The sequence below is a fragment of the uncultured Shewanella sp. genome, assembly GCF_947495455.1.
GTDB lineage: Bacteria > Pseudomonadota > Gammaproteobacteria > Enterobacterales > Shewanellaceae > Shewanella.
The window spans coordinates 42,669-59,485 of sequence record NZ_CANLZC010000015.1; the positions used below are offsets into that span (position 1 = coordinate 42,669).

The following is a 16,817-nucleotide window of genomic DNA, read 5'->3' on the forward strand; positions in this document are numbered from 1 at the left end:
ATGTTTTTTAGCTATGTTAATCAGTTGGGTTTTAAATGTATGGCCATGTTAATCCATTGCTTGGTATGGTTTATTCTTTGTGATATGAATATAGAATGATGTGAGGTAGTTAACGATCTTATTTACCTGATATTTTTCTTATTTAAGTTACAAAAGAAACGACAGAGTAATGCTTTCTGCTTGACTTTCGGCGTGAGGCTACATAGTCTGCGTTACATTGATTAAGGTGGTATTTCATGCAAATAAGTTACAATTTAAAGTCAAACAGTGAGCGTCGACAAACCGCTTTTGAACCTAAAGATAATGTTGGTTTTGGTGAGCTAAGAACTGATCATATGTTTTTAATGGATTTTAGGGATGGGCAATGGATTAATCCTCGAATTGTGCCCTATGCGCCTTTTGAAGTCGCTCCTGGCGCGATAGCACTCCATTATGGTCAGTCAGTGTTTGAGGGAGCCAAAGCATTTCGTCATAAAGATGGTGAAATTTACACTTTTAGGTTGGATAAGAATGCTGAGCGTTTAAATCGTTCAGCGGATATTCTGTGTATGCAAGGTGTGCCAGAGGCAATGCAACGAGCAGGCATTGAGGCATTGATTGATATCGACAGATTATGGTTTCCAATGCAAGATGATGCTTGTTTATATATACGCCCATTTATTTTTGCAACAGAAGATCGTTTGTCCGTTTCTCCTAGTGAGCAATATACGTTTTGTGTGATTTTAAGCCCGAGTGGCCCTTATTACAAAGCAGGCTTTAATCAAGCGATCCGTTTGTTGATCAGTGAGCGTTTTCATCGTGCGGTATCTGGGGGGACTGGCGCATCAAAAGCATCGGGTAATTATGCTGCTTCTTTAAAAGCGGGGAAAGTCGCGGCTGAATATGGTGCGGCTCAAGTGTTATATTTAGATGCAACTAACCAACAAATAGAAGAAGTGGGGGCGATGAATCACTTCCACATATTAAAAGATGGTACTGTGATCATTCCTACTTTTACTGATACGATTTTAAAATCCATTACGTCAGAATCTATTTTAGAGTTAGGCCGCTTACTTGGTTGTGAAGTTAGGCAAGAAACAGTCATGCTGGAGAAATTTATTCAAGACATCGAATCTGGAGAAATTATCGAAGCGGGCGGTTTTGGCACTGCAGCGGTAGTGGCGCCTGTTGGCTCCTATATTTTTGAAGATAGGCGAGTATTGACCGTTGGTGATGGTAGTGTCGGAGAACATACCAAGCGAATTTATAAGGTTTTGACTGATATTCAAAAAGGGTATATTCAAGGCCCAAAAGATTGGCTTGTTAAAGTGGCAAGAAAAGAAAACAGTGCTTGTGCTGCATGAATTAGCTGGAATCAAAAGCCTTCAGTGATGAAGGCTTTGTTAGGCTCACTTTGTGCGGGTTTAAAAATACGTTATGCTGCGTTGTCTGTTTTCGATATAGAATAATTATTAGCGTCAAACAGACGCGACCGCCATGGATGGTGGGACTGTCTGTTAATGCAGGAGCAATTAAAGACCTTACCTACCGCATTTTTAATTCCCGCTGAATGATCACTTATTTACTTAGATTGGTATTAAATAGACTTTTTTTGATCTTCGATTGCTTTATCATTGCTTGCTGACAGCCTTTGATGTGCATCGATTAATTGGTGTAATGTTTCATCTTTTTCTTTCCAAATTTCATTGAGCCAGCGTTGAAACTCTACACGGTACCGAGGGTCTGAAAAGTATCGTTTATCGTCTACTTGCGGTACAGGTAAAACACGAATGCGAATGGTGATTTTTTTTACTCGACCATGCATGACTTCAACTAAGGCGTTTTTATTGATCGCTTCTGGATACAAAAGTGTGATATCGAGTACATTGGTAAACTGCTCTCCCATTGCACTCAGAGTAAAGGCTATTCCGCCAGCTTTAGGTTTTAATAAATGTCGATAAGGTGAATTTTGACGGGCTTTTTTTTGTTCAGTAAATCGTGAGCCTTCAACATAATTCATGATAGAGGTGGGTATATGGCGAAACTTTTTGCAAGCTCGCCGTGTTGCTTCCAGATCTTTTCCTTTAAGCTTTGAATTTTTCTTTAGTTTGCGTGGACTGGAGCGATTCATAAATGGCATGTCTAAAGCCCAGCAACCTATTCCTAGTAATGGAACAAATAATAGTTCTTTTTTAAGGAAAAATTTAAGCATAGGGATGTGATTACGCAATATGTAAGTTTGAACCGCAATGTCAAATCCGCTTAAATGGTTACTAATTAATAAATACCAAGCGTTTTTATCTAAACTTTCTAACCCTTCAATATCCCACTCAATATCAGCAAGTAGAAATAAAGTGCCCCCATTGCATGTGGCCCAAGCCCACATAAATCGATTCATTATTTTCGAGATAAAAATACGTCCAGAATTAAATGGCATAATCAGCTTAATGAGTCCTCCTATGAGAATAAGGCTGCTCCAAATGGTTGTATTAATAATTAATAATACAGCACTTATTAAATATAGAAGTGGGCCGGGTAAAAAGTTAAGCATTGATTATCTCACCTCTTTATTTGAAGTCTCTTGTTGGGACATGATGGTTAATTGTTCATCTTTTCTTTTCCAGATCTTATTCAGTTCCGCTTGAAAATCAATCTTAAATTGACGATCTTTGCTATAATCGCCACGCATTTTACTGTCAATGTCAGTGACTTTGATATGCACGTTGACTTGTTTGACTTTACCTGAGATATATTCCCAATATGTTGGACTGCCTTCAGGATAGTGAATAGTGACGTCGACTAATTTGTGGATTTGTTCTCCCATCGCTGCAAGAGCGAAAGCCAAGCCGCCCGCTTTTGGTTTGAGCAAATGGGTAAAAGGTGATGCTTGTTTGGTGTGTTTATTTTTATTAAAACGCGTTCCTTCGACAAAATTCATGACACTAACAGGTTTTGTTTTAAATTTAGAACAAGCTTTTTTTGTTATTTCAATATCTTTACCCTTCAACTTTGGATTTTTCTTTAATTGAGACGGGCTATAGCGCTTCATAAAAGGAAAATCCAGTGCCCACCATGCCAACCCTAGTACTGGAACAAAAATGAGTTCTTGCTTTAAAAAGAATTTTAAAAAAGGAATACGATGGTTCAATATACGTTGCAAAATTAGAATATCGACCCAAGACTGGTGATTTGCGATGACCATATACCATTCTTTCTTGCTAAGAGTTTGTTCACATTCAAGATTAATTTTCACTGGGTGGAATATTTTCTCTATGATGCCGTTGAAGCTTATCCAAGAGCTGGCTGAAAAGTCGATGAGATAAGTGCATGCTGTGCGTATGACCTTGATAGGAATGAGTTTGAACAAACTTATGATGAGAATGGGTACGATCCAGAAAAGTGTATTTAGTGTATATAACGAAAAGGCCAAACAGCCTGTGATCCCTGATACGAACGAACCCATTTAATATTGCCTCGATAAAAATTGGAGACCTATGGTACTCGTAGTCGCTTCTAGGCTCAATCATGAAATGTAAATCTGTTCAAATATTAAGCTTTGATGAAATATTTGCTTGGTTATTGGACATTGTCTTTTAATTTATTTTTCACTCTATCAATAATGAATGGTTTAGGCTTTTAAATTGTGAAGCAATTTATCTATGGCTCGGTAGCTCAAGGCTTGGGCAATATGAGAGCGATCAATGTTTTTGACCTGTTTCAGATCGGCAATTGTTCTAGCAACTCTCTGTATTTTATGATAACTCCGTACGGATAATCCTAGTTTATTGAGTATTTCTTCTAAATAAACCAAATCGGCAGGATGAAACCAGTTGCTTTTTTTGAGTTGGGTTCCCGTGAGCTCATTGTTGAATATGCCTGAACGTTCAAGCTGTATTTCGCGAGCTTGCTGTACCCGCTTGGCGATGACTTTACTGGTTTCTTGTTGAGAGTACGAATTATTTAAGGTGCCAAGAGGTAATTTAGGAACATCTAATGTTAAATCAAATCTATCTAAAAAAGGGCCTGATAATCGGGATAAATAACGTAATATTTGATCTGGGTTGGCTCTTGGATTGTTGATATCTCCGCAAGGGCTGGGATTCATTGCTGCAATGAGTTGAAATTGACTGGCATAGGTCAATTTGGCGGCAGCGCGCGAGATGACTATTTCACCTGTCTCCATAGGTTCTCTGAGGCAATCGAGCACTTTTCGAGGAAATTCGGCAATCTCGTCTAAAAATAATACGCCTTTATGAGCCAAAGATATTTCGCCCGGCTGAGGAATACTGCCACCGCCGATAAGTGATATGGCTGAACTGGTATGGTGTGGGTTACGGAATTTTCGTAAAAAGAATGTATCTTTGTCTATCGTCAGGCCAGCAACAGAATATAAGGTGGCAACTTCTAAGGCTTCTCGGTAATTCAAATTAGGTAAGATGCTTAATATTCTGCAGGCTAACATGGTTTTACCTGTTCCTGGTGGCCCCATCATTAATAAATTGTGATTGCCGGCCGCGGCAATTTCTAAGCCTAATTTTGCTTGTTGTTGACCAAGAATATCGCTTAAGCAACCCGCATTTTTTTTCGGTTGTTGAGTGGATATCTTTTGCCAATGTATTTCCTCTTCTATGCTGGGTAGGTGAGTTTGTCCATGCAAAAAAGCGCAAAGTGATTGCAGTGTGCTAGCAAAGTAGACTTTGTTATAGCCGACTAAAATTGCATCTTGTTGATTGTCTATTGGCAGCACAATATCAACTTGCTGTTTTTGTGCTGCAACGATAACGGGAATAAGGCCTTGACAAGGACGTACATGACCGGAAAGTGCGAGTTCTCCGATAAACTCGATGTGTGTGAGGGAGCTTAGCGGTATTTGTCCTGATGCGGCCAAAATGCCGATAGCAATGGGGAGGTCATAGCGTCCTCCGTGTTTAGGGAGATCGGCTGGGGCTAAATTGACTGTGATTCGACGGACTGGAAACTCAAAACCTGTATTAAGAATAGCACTGCGCACTCTTTCCTTGGATTCTTTGACTGAGGTTTCTGGTAATCCCACTAAGTTAAAAGCAGGTAAGCCATTACTTAAGTGCACTTCAACGGTAATTGATGGGGCATCAACACCTTTATTTGCTCTTGTTTTAACACAAGCAATTGCCATAAACTCATCCCTTTATTGATGGCTATGTGTTTTTTTAGAGTGTAGTTGCTGTTTCATTTTTTTATCTTTTATTTTTTATGAGTCGATAATCTACATAAATTTACATAATAATATACAAGAGGAAAAATGGGTGAGGCGTTATGCATAATGCATTGATTATAAATAATTTTGTGTCGGTTTCAATATAAATGAATACTTACAATTTAGCGCTTCATCTCATCGTAGAAATGTTATAATAGCTAACGTATTTATAGCGCTTAGGCTGTTGGTATGTTTGCTTCAAAACATGATAGTTACTTTTTTAAAACCAGTGATAATGTGACATTGCATTACATTGATAAAGGTCAAGGCCAAGTCATTGTGATGATCCCAAGCTGGACCATGAGTACGGTGCAATATCGACATCAAACTGCGATATTAAGCAAAAAATATCGAACGGTTGCCATTGATATGCGAGGTCATGGTCAGTCAGAATATGTCGATTATGGCTATAAAATGTATCGGTTTGCAAAAGATGTACATGAATTAATACTGCATCTTGAATTAAGTAACGTGATTCTGCTTGGGCATTCTATTGGCGCAGGTATTGTGTATTGTTACTGGGATTTGTTTGGTGGAAGTCGATTAGCGAAACTAATCTTAGTTGAAAAGGCGGCTACATCTATGATGAATACTAAGTGGACGCTGAAGCAAAAAATGCAATATGGCGCCATATTAGACTCTAAATCTACAATGACTATTAGTAACCAATTTGCGGGAGAAGAAGGTAAAAAATATAAATTTAATTTTGTACACTCGTTGTTTTCAAAAAAACTGCCGACAATAGAAAAAACATTGATTTTAAAGGCAAGTATGCATGTTCCCAACAAAGCCTCTGCGACGCTTTTTTACAGTAACGCCTATCAGGACTGGCGTGATCTTTTACCTAGGATCTCGCTGCCAACTTTATTAGTTGTAGGTAGAGCAGGGTTAGTTTCGGTGGCATCGCAAGAATGGTTACAACAACAAATAAGTGGCGCTCAACTGGTTATTTTTGAAAAAGAAGAAGGTGGCAGCCACTTTCTTTTTATTGAAAATTATAAGAAGTTTAATCGGGTTGTGGATGAGTTTATTCAAAATACGGATAGTGGTATCTAAGGTGTTAATATGAATACTTCTTCAGAACATGGTTATTTTTATACATCAGATAAGGTGAAATTACACTACATTGATAGAGGTCAAGGCCAAGTTATTGTGATGATCCCAAGTTGGACCATGAGTACGGTGCAATATCGACATCAAATCGAGGCTTTAAGCCAAAAGTATCGCACGATTGCAGTGGACATGCGGGGTCATGGAGAGTCTGAATATGTCGATTATGGCTATAAAGTGTATCGTTTCGCAAAAGACGTGTATGAGCTTTTGCTTCATTTGAAGCTAGACAACGTCGTTCTGTTAGGCCATGTGGTTGGCGCGACAGTTATTTATTGTTACTGGGATTTGTTTGGCGCAGAACGTGTTGCTAAACTGGTGCTGGTGGACAAGGCTGCAACTATGGTCATTAATTCAAAATGGACACGGGAAGAAAAAGAGAATTTTGGTGCCGTTTTGGATCCTAAATCTGCCATCGATATTACCAATCAATTAGCCAGTGAAGCAGGAGAGAAGTATAAATATAATTTTGTACACTCTTTATTTTCAAAAACACTGTCAAAAGATGAACAAGATGAAATTATGGCGACCAGTATGAAGTTGCCAAATAAAGAGTCCGCTAGTTTATTTTACAGTAATGCGCATCAGGATTGGCGAGATCTTTTACCTCGAATAAACATACCCGTGCTATTGATTGTTGGTCGAGCAAGTGCGGTTTCTGTCTCCTCCCATCAATGGCTGCAACAACAAATACCCAATGCGCAATTGGTGGTTTTTGAAAAAGAAGAGGGTGGTAATCACTTTGCTTTTTTAGAAAATCCTGAAAAATTTAATCAAGTGGTTGATGATTTCATTCAAGAGCCTTCTTAGGAGGAAGCATGAAACCACTGACGATTTTGCCCGAGGATCATGGTTATTTTAATATCTCAGATAAGGTCATTTTCCATTTATTGAAAACCCCAACAAGTTCAATCGTGTGCTTGATGACTTCATTCAAGAGCCTTCTTAGGAGGAAGCATGAAACCACTGACGATTTTGCCCGAGGATCATGGTTATTTTAATATCTCAGATAAGGTCATTTTCCATTTATTGAAAACCCCAACAAGTTCAATCGTGTGCTTGATGACTTCATTCAAGAGCCTTCTTAGGAGGAAGCATGAAACCGCTGACGATTTTGCCCGAGGATCATGGTTATTTTAATACCTCAGATAAGGTCATTTTCCATTTATTGAAAACCCCTACAAGTTCAATCGTGTGCTTGATGACTTCATTCAAGAGCCTTCTTAGGAGGATGCATGAAACCACTGACGATTTTGCCCGCGGATCATGGTTATTTTAGTACCTCAGATAAGGTGAAGCTGCATTACATTGACAAAGGGCAAGGTCAGCCATTGGTGATGTTATCCAGTTGGACCTTGTGTTCACGGCAATTTGAATATCAAATTTTAGGCTTATGTCAAAAGTATCGTGTTATCGCTCTGGACATGCGGGGGCATGGGCAATCTCAACAAGTGGACTATGGTTATAAAATTTATCGTTTTGCTAAAGATCTTCATGAATTTTTTGAATTCTTATCTTTAGATAAGATCACTGCTTTAGGGCACTCCGTTGGTGGCTCTGTTGTGTTATGTTATTGGGAGCTTTTTAATGGGCGAAGACTTGCTAAGTTAGTTTTGCTTGATAGACCTTCACTAACAATTTCTAATCCTAGTTGGACGCCTGAACAAGTAAAGCACTTTGGTGCTGGAATGGATGAAAATACCGCGGTCGAGATCAACAATATGATCGCAGGGAGCGGAGGAGCTCAGTATAAAGGGGTATTGTTAAATTGTATGTTAACACCGCCTATTTCTTTGTATTCCAGACAATGTTTACTGGATTCAAGCCAGATCGTGCCTGAGCAGCAGTCTGCAACCCTTTTTTATGATGATGTTCACCAAGATTGGCGCTCTGTATTGAAAAGGATCAATGTGCCAACGCTTATTATTGCTGGAAGAGCGAGTCCGATTTCGCTGTCATCGTTGCAATGGCTACAAGCGCAAATCAAAGATGCGGAATTGGTTATTTTTGAAGAATATGAAGGCGGAAAACACTTTCCTTTTCTGGAAAATTCCATGAAGTTTAATCGTGTTATAGATAACTTTATGCAACAGGCGTTAGGCGATGCCTAAAGAGGTCAGATGAATTTCTCTCGATTCGCACATCATTATTTTATGACTAATGATAATGTCAGGCTTCATTATATTGATGAAGGTATGGGCACACCGTTAGTCTTATTACATGGTTGGTCACAAAGTAGTGAGCAATATAAATATCAAATTGCTGCCTTAAGGGATAAATATCGCGTCATTGCGTTGGATATGCGAGGGCATGGTTTATCGGAAAAGGTGAGTTATGGCTTTAAAATCTATCGGCTAGCGAAAGATGTGAATGAATTACTTTGTTATTTGAATCTATATAACGCGGTTGTGTTGGGTCATGCCTCTGGCGCTGCGGTGATGTGTTGTTATTGGGAATTATTTCAAAGTGAGCGACTTGCTAAATTGATATTGGTGGATAAAATTCCGGTGTTAACTTCAAACCCCACTTGGTCGCCAACAGAGGTGGCCAGTTATGGCTCCTTTGTGGATTCAGCTTCTTCTATGGAGTTTGTGAATACCTTATTGAGCGAGCAAGCCGATTTGGCCAAAACGATTTTATTACTGAGGCAAATCACTCAAAATATTCAACCTGAGGATAGACAGTTACTCATTGACACTAGTTGTGCCTTGTCAAACCCTGAAGCTGCTGTTCTTCTGTATAATGAATTTCATCAAGATTGTCGCAATGTTATTGGGCGTATTGATATTCCGACCTTAATCATTGTTGGTCGAGGCAGTCCCACACCGGTGAGTTCTCAAATATGGATGAAGACTATGATTAAAGGTTCTCAATTAGTGATTTTTGAAGTCGAGGAAGGGGGAAAGCATTTTACATTTATTGAAAACCCTGAAAAGTTCAATCATGTTGTTGACGGGTTTATTCATTAAGTGTCAACATTTGTATTTGCTCCGTGGCCTTTAATCCATGACCTGTTATGACTCCGACCGTAGTTTGCTCAGGCTTAATAATATTATTTTCAATGAGTGTGCTTATTCCTGCAAAGGCCGTCGCTGAGGTGGGCTCAATGAAAAAGCCTTTTTGCCCCATCTTTATTAAGGCTTGTTTGATCTGTTGTTCTGTGACATCAATAAATTGGCCTTGAGTACGGCGTACAAACTGAATAATCTCAAATATGCGGGAAGATCGAGTGATACGGATCCCCTCTGCTATGGTATTTTTAGGCTTTAATGGGGAATCATCGTTATTAAACTGTTTAACAAAAGGATTGATAGCGGCAGATTGAATGCCGAATAATCTTGGTATTTTGCTGATTTCTCCAGCCCTTAAAAGTTCATTGAAGCCGAGGTAGGCGCCAGCAATCAGGCTGCCATTGCCTGCTGGAACGATGAAATTATCTGGCGCTTGAAAGTTATTTTGCTCCCAGATCTCATAAGCGATGGATTTGACGCCTTCAATAAATAATGGATGCCAATTGTGGCCAACATAATAACTCCCGTGGGTCTGTAGGCTGTTGATTGCTGCATTGGCAACATCTTCTCGCGTACCGTTAATTTCGATACAATTGGCGCCATACATTTTAGTTTGTACTATTTTTCCTGCCGCCGTGCCTGCGGGAAGGAAGACATTCAGTGTTAAGTTGCCTTTGGCGCAATATCCGGCATAGGCTGAGCCACCATTGCCGCTGGAGTCTTCTGCAAAACAGTCGATGCCTTGTTTGGCTAAAGTGTTAATGACCATGGCAGCGCCCCTTGCTTTAAAGGAACCTGTGGGCATTGAGGAGTCCATTTTAACGAGAATGGGAATATTATCCCATAATGTTTCAGGCATAGGTGTGAGGGTTTCATTAAAAGATACAGTGACATCCGCTCTTGTAATGGGGTATGCCTTACAGTAGCGCCAAAGCGAAAAATCATGCTGTATAATATCGTGCTTATTTAACCTTAAGTTATCGTTTTTCAGCCAAAGGGCACCTCCACAGTCACATTTGATACGGGTGGGCTCTGGTAGATAGTGAGTTTGGCATTGCATACACCAATATTGCATCATAGGTCCTCTACTGTTTAGCACTTTATATCATAATGATATTTATAATAAATGCTTTAAATAACTTTTAGGCGAAGCATGTAAGTGCTTTTTAAATACTTGAATAAAGCTGGAGCTGGAGCTGTAGCCCAGATCTAAGGCAACTTGAGTGATAGAAGTATTGGTTTGTAAACGCTCAAGCCCAATTAATACACGTAGTTTTTGTCGCCAATCACTAAAGCCTAATTGGCATTCTTTAATAAAGATACGGTTCAATGTACGAACCGATGCACCCGATAGGGCAGCTAACTCGGGTAAGGTTCGATTATCGGCAGGATTTTTTTGTAGTATTTGGCAGATCGTTTTGAGGCGAGGATCGCTTGGCCAAGGTAAATGCAATGGACTCTCAGTAGCATGCTTTATTTCCTCAATGATCAAAGTCATCATGGCTCGGTCAATATGATCGGTATGGTACGGTTGTTGCCATGCATTGCAGCCACGAAGAATGAGCTCTTTTAAAAAATCAGAGACTTCAATCACTTTGATCTTATTACCGATTTCTTCCCCTAATTCATCACTTATATGTAAGCTTCGATAATCCACAGTTGATAAATTATTGACTTGGTGTGTGATATATTTTGGCAGCCAAACGGCTCTTTGTGGAGGGATAACAAAACTTTGATTGTCGGCAATGATGTTCATGGTGCCTTTAACGGCATATTGTAATTGGCACCACGTATGATGGTGAGGTGTGCCTATCGTATTGGCCTCATGGGTGGCGACAATACCTTCCATTGGGTGTTGCATGACTTTTTTAAGCTTAAAGGGGTAGGGCGTCATGTTGGCTATTCCTCATGAATATATCAAAGGAGTGGATTCAGTATGGCGTATTTGATAAATAATACGTCATAATTAATGAAGTTTGCCACATTATTTCTCAGTAGACTGCTTACTATTATCTTATAACTTAGGAATAGAAATGAAATATAGGGATAAGAGCCAGCCTCAAGAGAGTCTATTACAGGATAAAGCCACTCAACAATTTTTGTTGATCAGTGCCATTTGTGTGGCGATTACTTTCTCTGTTTGGCAAGCATTACTGAATAACTTCAGTGTTGAGCTGGCCAGTTTTACAGGGACAGAAATTGGTATATTACAAACCTTGCGGGAAGTTCCCGGCTTTCTCGCCTTTGGCGCCGTATTTTTATTGTTGTTATTAAAAGAGCAATATTTAGCTGTGGTGTCTCTTGCAATATTGTCTGTTGGGGTCGGTTTAACGGGTTTTTTTCCAAGCAGTTATGGCTTATATGCCACGACTATTGTGATGTCTATAGGCTTTCATTATTTTGAAACCATAAATACATCTTTGCAGATCCAGTGGCTAGGAAAAAAAGAAGCGCCTGCTGTGATGGGGAAAATATTAAGTAAAACGGCAATGGCTGCTTTGCTTACATTCAGCATCATTTGGTGCGCCATGGAGTTTTTGCAGATGCCTTATTGGCTAGTGTATTTGATCGCGGGCGTATTAGGTTGTGCTATGGCACTTTATTTATTTATTTGCTTTCCATTATTACCGCAAAAATCAGTTCAACATAAACATTTAGTGTTAAGGAAGCGTTATTGGCTGTATTACGCCTTAGTGTTTATGAGTGGAGCACGTAGACAAATATTTGTGGTGTTTGCAGGCTTCTTGATGGTGGAAAAATTTGGTTTTTCGGTGGAGAACATGGCCATGTTATTCATTATTAATCAAGTTGCAACAGTTTGGTTAGCGCCTAAGATTGGTCGTGTTGTAGGGCATTTTGGCGAGAGAAATGTATTACTGGTTGAGTATACGGGCTTGATAGTGGTGTTTATCGCTTATGGACTGGTGGATAATCATTGGGTCGCATCAAGCTTATATGTTATTGATAATATTTTCTTTGCTATGGCTATAGCCACAAAAACTTACTTTCAAAAAATCGCGTCGCCTGAAGATATTGCCTCAACCTCTGGCGTTTCATTTACCATTAATCATATAGCGGCGGTTATCTTGCCGGTTTTTCTTGGTATGGTATGGATGGTGAGCCCTGCTTTGGTATTTTACATTGGTGCAGGAATGGCTGTGGTGTCTCTTGGGCTAGCTTTATTGGTGCCACATATGCCTAAACCTGGTAATGAGTCTTTATTTAAATCTGCTTCTAGCGTAGCAAGGGCTTAGATTTTATTTTTATAGACAAAATCAAGAATGGTGAAGCTTAGCCTCACCTTTTAGTTTTATAACTGACGTGTTTCTATTGGCTTTTAGTTACTTTGAGCGCCAGTCTCTTGAGCACAGTCCGTATAAATAATCATCAACATATTGGCCGCCAATGAGGGTATTCTGCTTTAAATGTCCCTCTCGTATAAAGTTTGCTTTTTCTAGCAGTTTATAGGAGCCGATATTGCTAACGGCGCAAGTTGCGACCAGTTTGTTTAGTTTTAAAGTGTCAAAGGCATGTTTGAGAATGAGGGAGAGCGCGGTAAAACCATAACCCTTTCCCTGGGCTGAGGTTTTAAGCATAAATCCGATTTCGGCGATTTTAGCATCGGAATTAGTGATTTTTAACCCTATGCTGCCGAACTTCTCTTGCGTTTCATTATGGTTAATACTCAAAGATAGCCAGTGTTCACTCTCTTTTGTCCAAGGTAGGAGCCTTGTTTCAAAACGGGCTCTCGCCTCTGCTTCAGTGAAAGGATCGTACACATGTTGCATGAGTCTAGGATCGCTTGATAGGTGTAACGCGAGTGGCCAGTCGCTTTCATCATACTGTTTGAGTGTGATTGTTGAACCTACTAAATTCATGTGATTTTGCCCTCTTATTCATGCTGCTTTTACTGACGAGTAAATCGTATCTGTTTCATTCTTTTTATCACAACAATACTATTTTACTAATTGATTAGTAAGTATTTTTAATGTTTTTACTCACTTGAGCTATGCTTAATATATCTCTTCTTCAAGGTGAGTCATCCTATGGCACAAGTAAAGAGTGTGATTAAAGGGTTGTGTTACCCCGAATCTCCTCGTTGGCATCAAGGTGAGCTTTGGTTTACCGATGTGTTTTTAGGGGAAATAAAGGTGCTGGATAGTCATAACAAAGTGAGGGTGGAGGCAGGTTATGACGGAGTATTATCCGGTATTGGGTGGATGCCTAATGGTGATTTTTGTGCGGTATCTGTATTTGAACATAAGGTGTTAAAGAAAGATGGTGAGCAATTTATTGTTTGGGCTGATTTACATGATGAGGAGAGTTTTGCCAGTAATGACATGATTATTGATGAAAGAGGACATGCTTTTATCGGTAATATCAGTTTTAATTATATGCAAGGTGAGGCGCCCAGAACGGGTAATATTAAGCATCTTGATATTGATGGACATTGCACCACAGCCGTGGCTGAAATCGGCACCGCAAATGGAATGGCTATTAGTGCTGATGGTGGTACTTTATTTGTAGCGGAAAGTTTTTCAGATTGCTTAAGTGCCTTTAAATTAGATGCTAAGGGACAGTTATGCCATAAATGGCAAGTGGCCAGCTTTCCAAATGGCAGTTGCCCTGATGGTATTTGTCTCGATGATCAAGGGGCTATTTGGGTCGCTTGCAGTCAGTCTTGTTTTGTCTATAGAGTCAGTTTACAAGGGGAGTATTTGGAGCAAATCAGTTTGCCTGAAGAAGTGCATCCACTGGCTTGCGTATTAGGAGGGAAAGATCGAAAAACGCTGTTTATTATGACGACAAAAACCTTTGATCCTGATGATGCAATATCAAGGCTAACAGGTGAGATATACACAGTTAATGTGGATTTTTCCGGCGTTGGCAGACCTTAAATTCGGCAGATAGTTTGTTATACAATAGAAGGTGATTGAAGTGGATCAATCACTATTGCTTATTATGATACAGGGAGCGAGTTTGCACGTTTTGTGGGGGGCAGTATGAGGCCATGTACTGGAAGATGGCAGCGTAAAGGCGTTAGAAAAATGCCTGCGTATTGTTAAGGCTCTCAATTTGAAGAGGACTTGTTCATTGTGTGCTTTATTTTGTCGGCGGTTTTTGTGCTGACTTAGTGTCGAGCATATTATTAGCCTAAGCGATACTTGTTCTATATTGATTTATTCTATTATTTTCTTCTATTAATTGATGTTTGTAGCGACATAAATTAAGTAGAGATAAATAAAAAGCATTGGCTTCAATTAATGAAGTGCCAGTATTTTGTGTGGAGTTGACCCTCGATGTGTGTAAAACCCTTAAATAATGTTGTAATTCTGTTTCAACATCATTGTACTCTAACGTTTTTTGTTGTCTATCCTCGATAGCAATTGGGGTTGCCAATATCGCGTATACTTTTTTTATCAACGCTTTTTTATGGCTATCTTGAGCGTTAAAAAATGGAATGTAGCTGGGATCTTTTATCATCATAAAAAAATGAAAAATACTGTAGTACAAGCGTAATGGTGTTTGAGTGTGATTAATCACCGCGAATATTCTATTTTTATTGTCTGTATTTTCTAAATTCATAAAATTAATCAGATGCTGTTTCAAACTGTTAAGGTTATATTGGCCTTTAGTGCTCCATAATCCGATTGAGTGCGTTGTTTTTTCATTTGAGAAAATAGCCTTGAAATACTGGTTAAAGTGAGTAATTAATAACCGATAAGTGTGCTTTATTTTATCTTGTTGTTGATAAGGCCAAAATAACGCTTGGAAAATAATGATGCTCAATACACCCAAAAAAATACCACCAAGCCTTTCAATAGGGATGATAAGTGATGTGTTGGGTGTTAATTGGTTGACTAAGCCTATGATAAAAACAACATTTGCTTGTGTCCCAAGACTCATTGTTTTTGAATTAGAAAAATGGATAAGTCCAAAGCTGAAGGTAACAAAAAATAAAAGACTCAATATAATAGTGAAATTATCGATACTTAGGGTCAGAATAAGCAGTGCGCATATACTACCGACAAGACAACCTAGGATCCTTAATATTCCTTTCATGCGGGAAGTATCGCTGGATAAATTAAAGCAAACGGCAATGGATACAGCAATTTGATAATATCCTGGTAGATTAAAATAAAGCCATATAAAAGGGACGAAAAGAATGGCTGTTGCGCCTATAAGGGCATGTTTAAAGTAATAGGGATCGTAGCGAAAGTAATAGTGTTTAGGCTGATTGAGCTGAGGCGCGTAACCTGTTTTTCTCATCGTTTTGTCAAGATTAATGATGAGTTGTTTGGTTTCGTTTTGAATCAACTTTAATGACTGAAGCCAATCATAAGTGTCTAGTTGACAATGCACCGTTTCTTGCTTTTTCTGATGGTTTTTAGATGGATTTTTATCTATTTGATGAAATAAATGGTCGTTGAGATCATTCAGGCTTTGCTCCATTTTAAGCATAGTTTGATTAAGATGTTTCTTTTTTACCTTGTCGATATGCAGGATATCGTGTTCATTTTCTAATATGGTTTTAATGTTGTTAAGAATGCCAGATAACCCATCTTGAAGTTGCATCAAGATGGGTTCAATGTGAGGGTATTGGCTTGAAGGAAATATTTTTTTAAAAGGATCAGTTAGGTAATGATGACGAGTCATATTCATGAGTAGTGAAGTGATATCCCTTATACTCGTGAGCAAGTCGACTTGTTGTGCATGTTTTAATTTAGATTTCATCTCATGTTGGGCAAAGAGTAGCAATTGATCTTGTTTTATTTGATGATCTCTAATTGTTTCTAGAATGGATTCAATTTTTTGTTGTGTTTTTTTGTTTTTTTGCTGAAAAGTTTTCGTAATGCAGTCTTTATTGGTGTCATTTAACTGTATCATCAACGCCAGTTGCTTTATTAATGATAATGTTAATTGCTTATGGGCGTATTGAGAGGCAAATAAAAGACTGATAGCACAACTACTGAATACACCAATAATGATTTCTAGGCTGCGAAAAAATGCCATGTTAATAAAATTTTCTGAGGTAGGATTATTCAGCCCCGCTAATAGCACCATGATCCCGGTTACGTAGAAGAACATCCATGTATAGGTTTTGTTTTCAATGACAGCCGTAAAATAAATACCAATGAAGGCGATCAAAAAAAGTGTTATTGAAAAAATAATGGGTTGCGTGATAAAAAGTGACACTATGAGAAGGGCGCTTCCAGCTCCAATGAGGGTGCCGATCATTCTTTCTAAACTTTTTGAAAGGGTATTACCCACTGTTGGCTGAGTTGAAATAAAAGCTGAAATGCCTGCCCAGTAGGGGTCTTGTGTTTGTAATAATACGCTTAAAAATATGGCGACAACGACGGCTGAACTCGATTGCAAAGCGAGACGTGTTTGAGGCGAGTAAAATGAAAAATGCGTGATCTGTAGCTGGATATCTGTGCTTATTTGTTTAAAAATTTGCATGGGGTACTCATGTTAGA

At 38.9% G+C, this 16,817-nt stretch carries 14 protein-coding genes; 7 read left to right on the forward strand and 7 right to left on the reverse strand.

The annotated features are described in order from the left end of the window. The first annotated feature begins 236 nt into the window (after positions 1–236). Positions 237–1,343 carry a branched-chain amino acid aminotransferase gene (locus tag Q0791_RS06565; protein WP_299004000.1) on the forward strand — a complete coding sequence of 369 codons (1,107 nt, stop codon included), beginning with the start codon at positions 237–239 and terminating at the stop codon, positions 1,341–1,343. Between the two features lie 233 nt (positions 1,344–1,576). Here Q0791_RS06565 and Q0791_RS06570 read toward each other — a convergent pair whose 3' ends face one another. The 3 genes from Q0791_RS06570 to Q0791_RS06580 all read right to left on the reverse strand — a co-directional run bounded on the left by Q0791_RS06570 (position 1,577) and on the right by Q0791_RS06580 (position 5,134). After that, a complete protein-coding gene (locus Q0791_RS06570) occupies positions 1,577–2,530 on the reverse strand; it encodes an acyltransferase (RefSeq protein ID WP_299004002.1) in 954 nt (317 codons plus the stop codon). A gap of 3 nt (positions 2,531–2,533) precedes the next feature. Next, a complete protein-coding gene (locus Q0791_RS06575) occupies positions 2,534–3,442 on the reverse strand; it encodes an acyltransferase (protein WP_299004004.1) in 909 nt (302 codons plus the stop codon). Between the two features lie 165 nt (positions 3,443–3,607). Next, on the reverse strand, positions 3,608–5,134 hold the full coding sequence (locus tag Q0791_RS06580) for a YifB family Mg chelatase-like AAA ATPase (protein ID WP_299004006.1): 1,527 nt from the start codon (positions 5,132–5,134) through the stop codon (positions 3,608–3,610). Between the two features lie 270 nt (positions 5,135–5,404). On the opposite strand from Q0791_RS06580, the gene Q0791_RS06585 reads away from it, so the two are divergent. From Q0791_RS06585 to Q0791_RS06600, 4 genes are all read left to right on the forward strand, one after another. After that, positions 5,405–6,271 (forward strand): alpha/beta hydrolase, encoded by an 867-nt coding sequence (locus tag Q0791_RS06585; RefSeq protein ID WP_299004010.1) that lies wholly within the window; start codon positions 5,405–5,407, stop codon positions 6,269–6,271. Between the two features lie 9 nt (positions 6,272–6,280). Continuing rightward, the gene (locus Q0791_RS06590; protein ID WP_299004012.1) at positions 6,281–7,135 is read left to right on the forward strand and encodes an alpha/beta hydrolase; all 855 of its coding nucleotides are present in this window, start codon (positions 6,281–6,283) and stop codon (positions 7,133–7,135) included. Between the two features lie 425 nt (positions 7,136–7,560). Continuing rightward, entirely contained in the window at positions 7,561–8,436 is an 876-nt protein-coding gene (locus Q0791_RS06595; RefSeq protein WP_299004014.1) for an alpha/beta hydrolase, read from the forward strand. Between the two features lie 9 nt (positions 8,437–8,445). After that, on the forward strand, positions 8,446–9,294 hold the full coding sequence (locus tag Q0791_RS06600; RefSeq protein WP_299004016.1) for an alpha/beta hydrolase: 849 nt from the start codon (positions 8,446–8,448) through the stop codon (positions 9,292–9,294). Here Q0791_RS06600 and Q0791_RS06605 read toward each other — a convergent pair. Together Q0791_RS06605 and Q0791_RS06610 are read right to left on the reverse strand one after the other, a co-directional pair. Continuing rightward, on the reverse strand, positions 9,284–10,435 hold the full coding sequence (locus tag Q0791_RS06605; protein ID WP_299004018.1) for a pyridoxal-phosphate dependent enzyme: 1,152 nt from the start codon (positions 10,433–10,435) through the stop codon (positions 9,284–9,286). The two genes, Q0791_RS06600 and Q0791_RS06605, sit on opposite strands and share 11 nt — an antisense overlap. Positions 10,436–10,453: 18 nt before the next feature. Beyond that, positions 10,454–11,230: a helix-turn-helix transcriptional regulator gene (locus Q0791_RS06610; protein WP_299004021.1), complete on the reverse strand. Its 777-nt coding sequence runs from the start codon at positions 11,228–11,230 to the stop codon at positions 10,454–10,456. Positions 11,231–11,369: 139 nt separating this feature from the next. Here Q0791_RS06610 and Q0791_RS06615 point away from each other — a divergent pair, with 139 nt between their 5' ends. Then, on the forward strand, positions 11,370–12,590 hold the full coding sequence (locus Q0791_RS06615) for an MFS transporter (protein WP_299004023.1): 1,221 nt from the start codon (positions 11,370–11,372) through the stop codon (positions 12,588–12,590). An 87-nt stretch (positions 12,591–12,677) separates the two neighbouring features. On the opposite strand, the gene Q0791_RS06620 is transcribed toward Q0791_RS06615, so the two are convergent. After that, positions 12,678–13,214 carry a GNAT family protein gene (locus tag Q0791_RS06620; protein ID WP_299004024.1) on the reverse strand — a complete coding sequence of 179 codons (537 nt, stop codon included), beginning with the start codon at positions 13,212–13,214 and terminating at the stop codon, positions 12,678–12,680. A gap of 168 nt (positions 13,215–13,382) precedes the next feature. Here Q0791_RS06620 and Q0791_RS06625 point away from each other — a divergent pair, with 168 nt between their 5' ends. Continuing rightward, on the forward strand, positions 13,383–14,234 hold the full coding sequence (locus Q0791_RS06625) for an SMP-30/gluconolactonase/LRE family protein (protein ID WP_299004026.1): 852 nt from the start codon (positions 13,383–13,385) through the stop codon (positions 14,232–14,234). A 256-nt stretch (positions 14,235–14,490) separates the two neighbouring features. Here Q0791_RS06625 and Q0791_RS06630 read toward each other — a convergent pair whose 3' ends face one another. Beyond that, complete coding sequence (locus tag Q0791_RS06630) at positions 14,491–16,800, reverse strand: FUSC family protein (RefSeq protein WP_299004028.1); 2,310 nt, start codon at positions 16,798–16,800, stop codon at positions 14,491–14,493. Positions 16,801–16,817: the final 17 nt, after the last annotated feature.

Excerpts from the sequence above, each read along its gene's own strand:
- Q0791_RS06565 (WP_299004000.1), top strand. The coding sequence starts at position 237 with ATGCAAATAAGTTACAATTTAAAGTCAAACAGTGAGCGTCGACAAACC.
- Q0791_RS06570 (WP_299004002.1), bottom strand. The coding sequence starts at position 2,530 with ATGCTTAACTTTTTACCCGGCCCACTTCTATATTTAATAAGTGCTGTA.
- Q0791_RS06575 (WP_299004004.1), bottom strand. The coding sequence starts at position 3,442 with ATGGGTTCGTTCGTATCAGGGATCACAGGCTGTTTGGCCTTTTCGTTA.
- Q0791_RS06580 (WP_299004006.1), bottom strand. The coding sequence starts at position 5,134 with ATGGCAATTGCTTGTGTTAAAACAAGAGCAAATAAAGGTGTTGATGCC.
- Q0791_RS06585 (WP_299004010.1), top strand. The coding sequence starts at position 5,405 with ATGTTTGCTTCAAAACATGATAGTTACTTTTTTAAAACCAGTGATAAT.
- Q0791_RS06590 (WP_299004012.1), top strand. The coding sequence starts at position 6,281 with ATGAATACTTCTTCAGAACATGGTTATTTTTATACATCAGATAAGGTG.
- Q0791_RS06595 (WP_299004014.1), top strand. The coding sequence starts at position 7,561 with ATGAAACCACTGACGATTTTGCCCGCGGATCATGGTTATTTTAGTACC.
- Q0791_RS06600 (WP_299004016.1), top strand. The coding sequence starts at position 8,446 with ATGAATTTCTCTCGATTCGCACATCATTATTTTATGACTAATGATAAT.
- Q0791_RS06610 (WP_299004021.1), bottom strand. The coding sequence starts at position 11,230 with ATGACGCCCTACCCCTTTAAGCTTAAAAAAGTCATGCAACACCCAATG.
- Q0791_RS06615 (WP_299004023.1), top strand. The coding sequence starts at position 11,370 with ATGAAATATAGGGATAAGAGCCAGCCTCAAGAGAGTCTATTACAGGAT.
- Q0791_RS06620 (WP_299004024.1), bottom strand. The coding sequence starts at position 13,214 with ATGAATTTAGTAGGTTCAACAATCACACTCAAACAGTATGATGAAAGC.
- Q0791_RS06625 (WP_299004026.1), top strand. The coding sequence starts at position 13,383 with ATGGCACAAGTAAAGAGTGTGATTAAAGGGTTGTGTTACCCCGAATCT.
- Q0791_RS06630 (WP_299004028.1), bottom strand. The coding sequence starts at position 16,800 with ATGCAAATTTTTAAACAAATAAGCACAGATATCCAGCTACAGATCACG.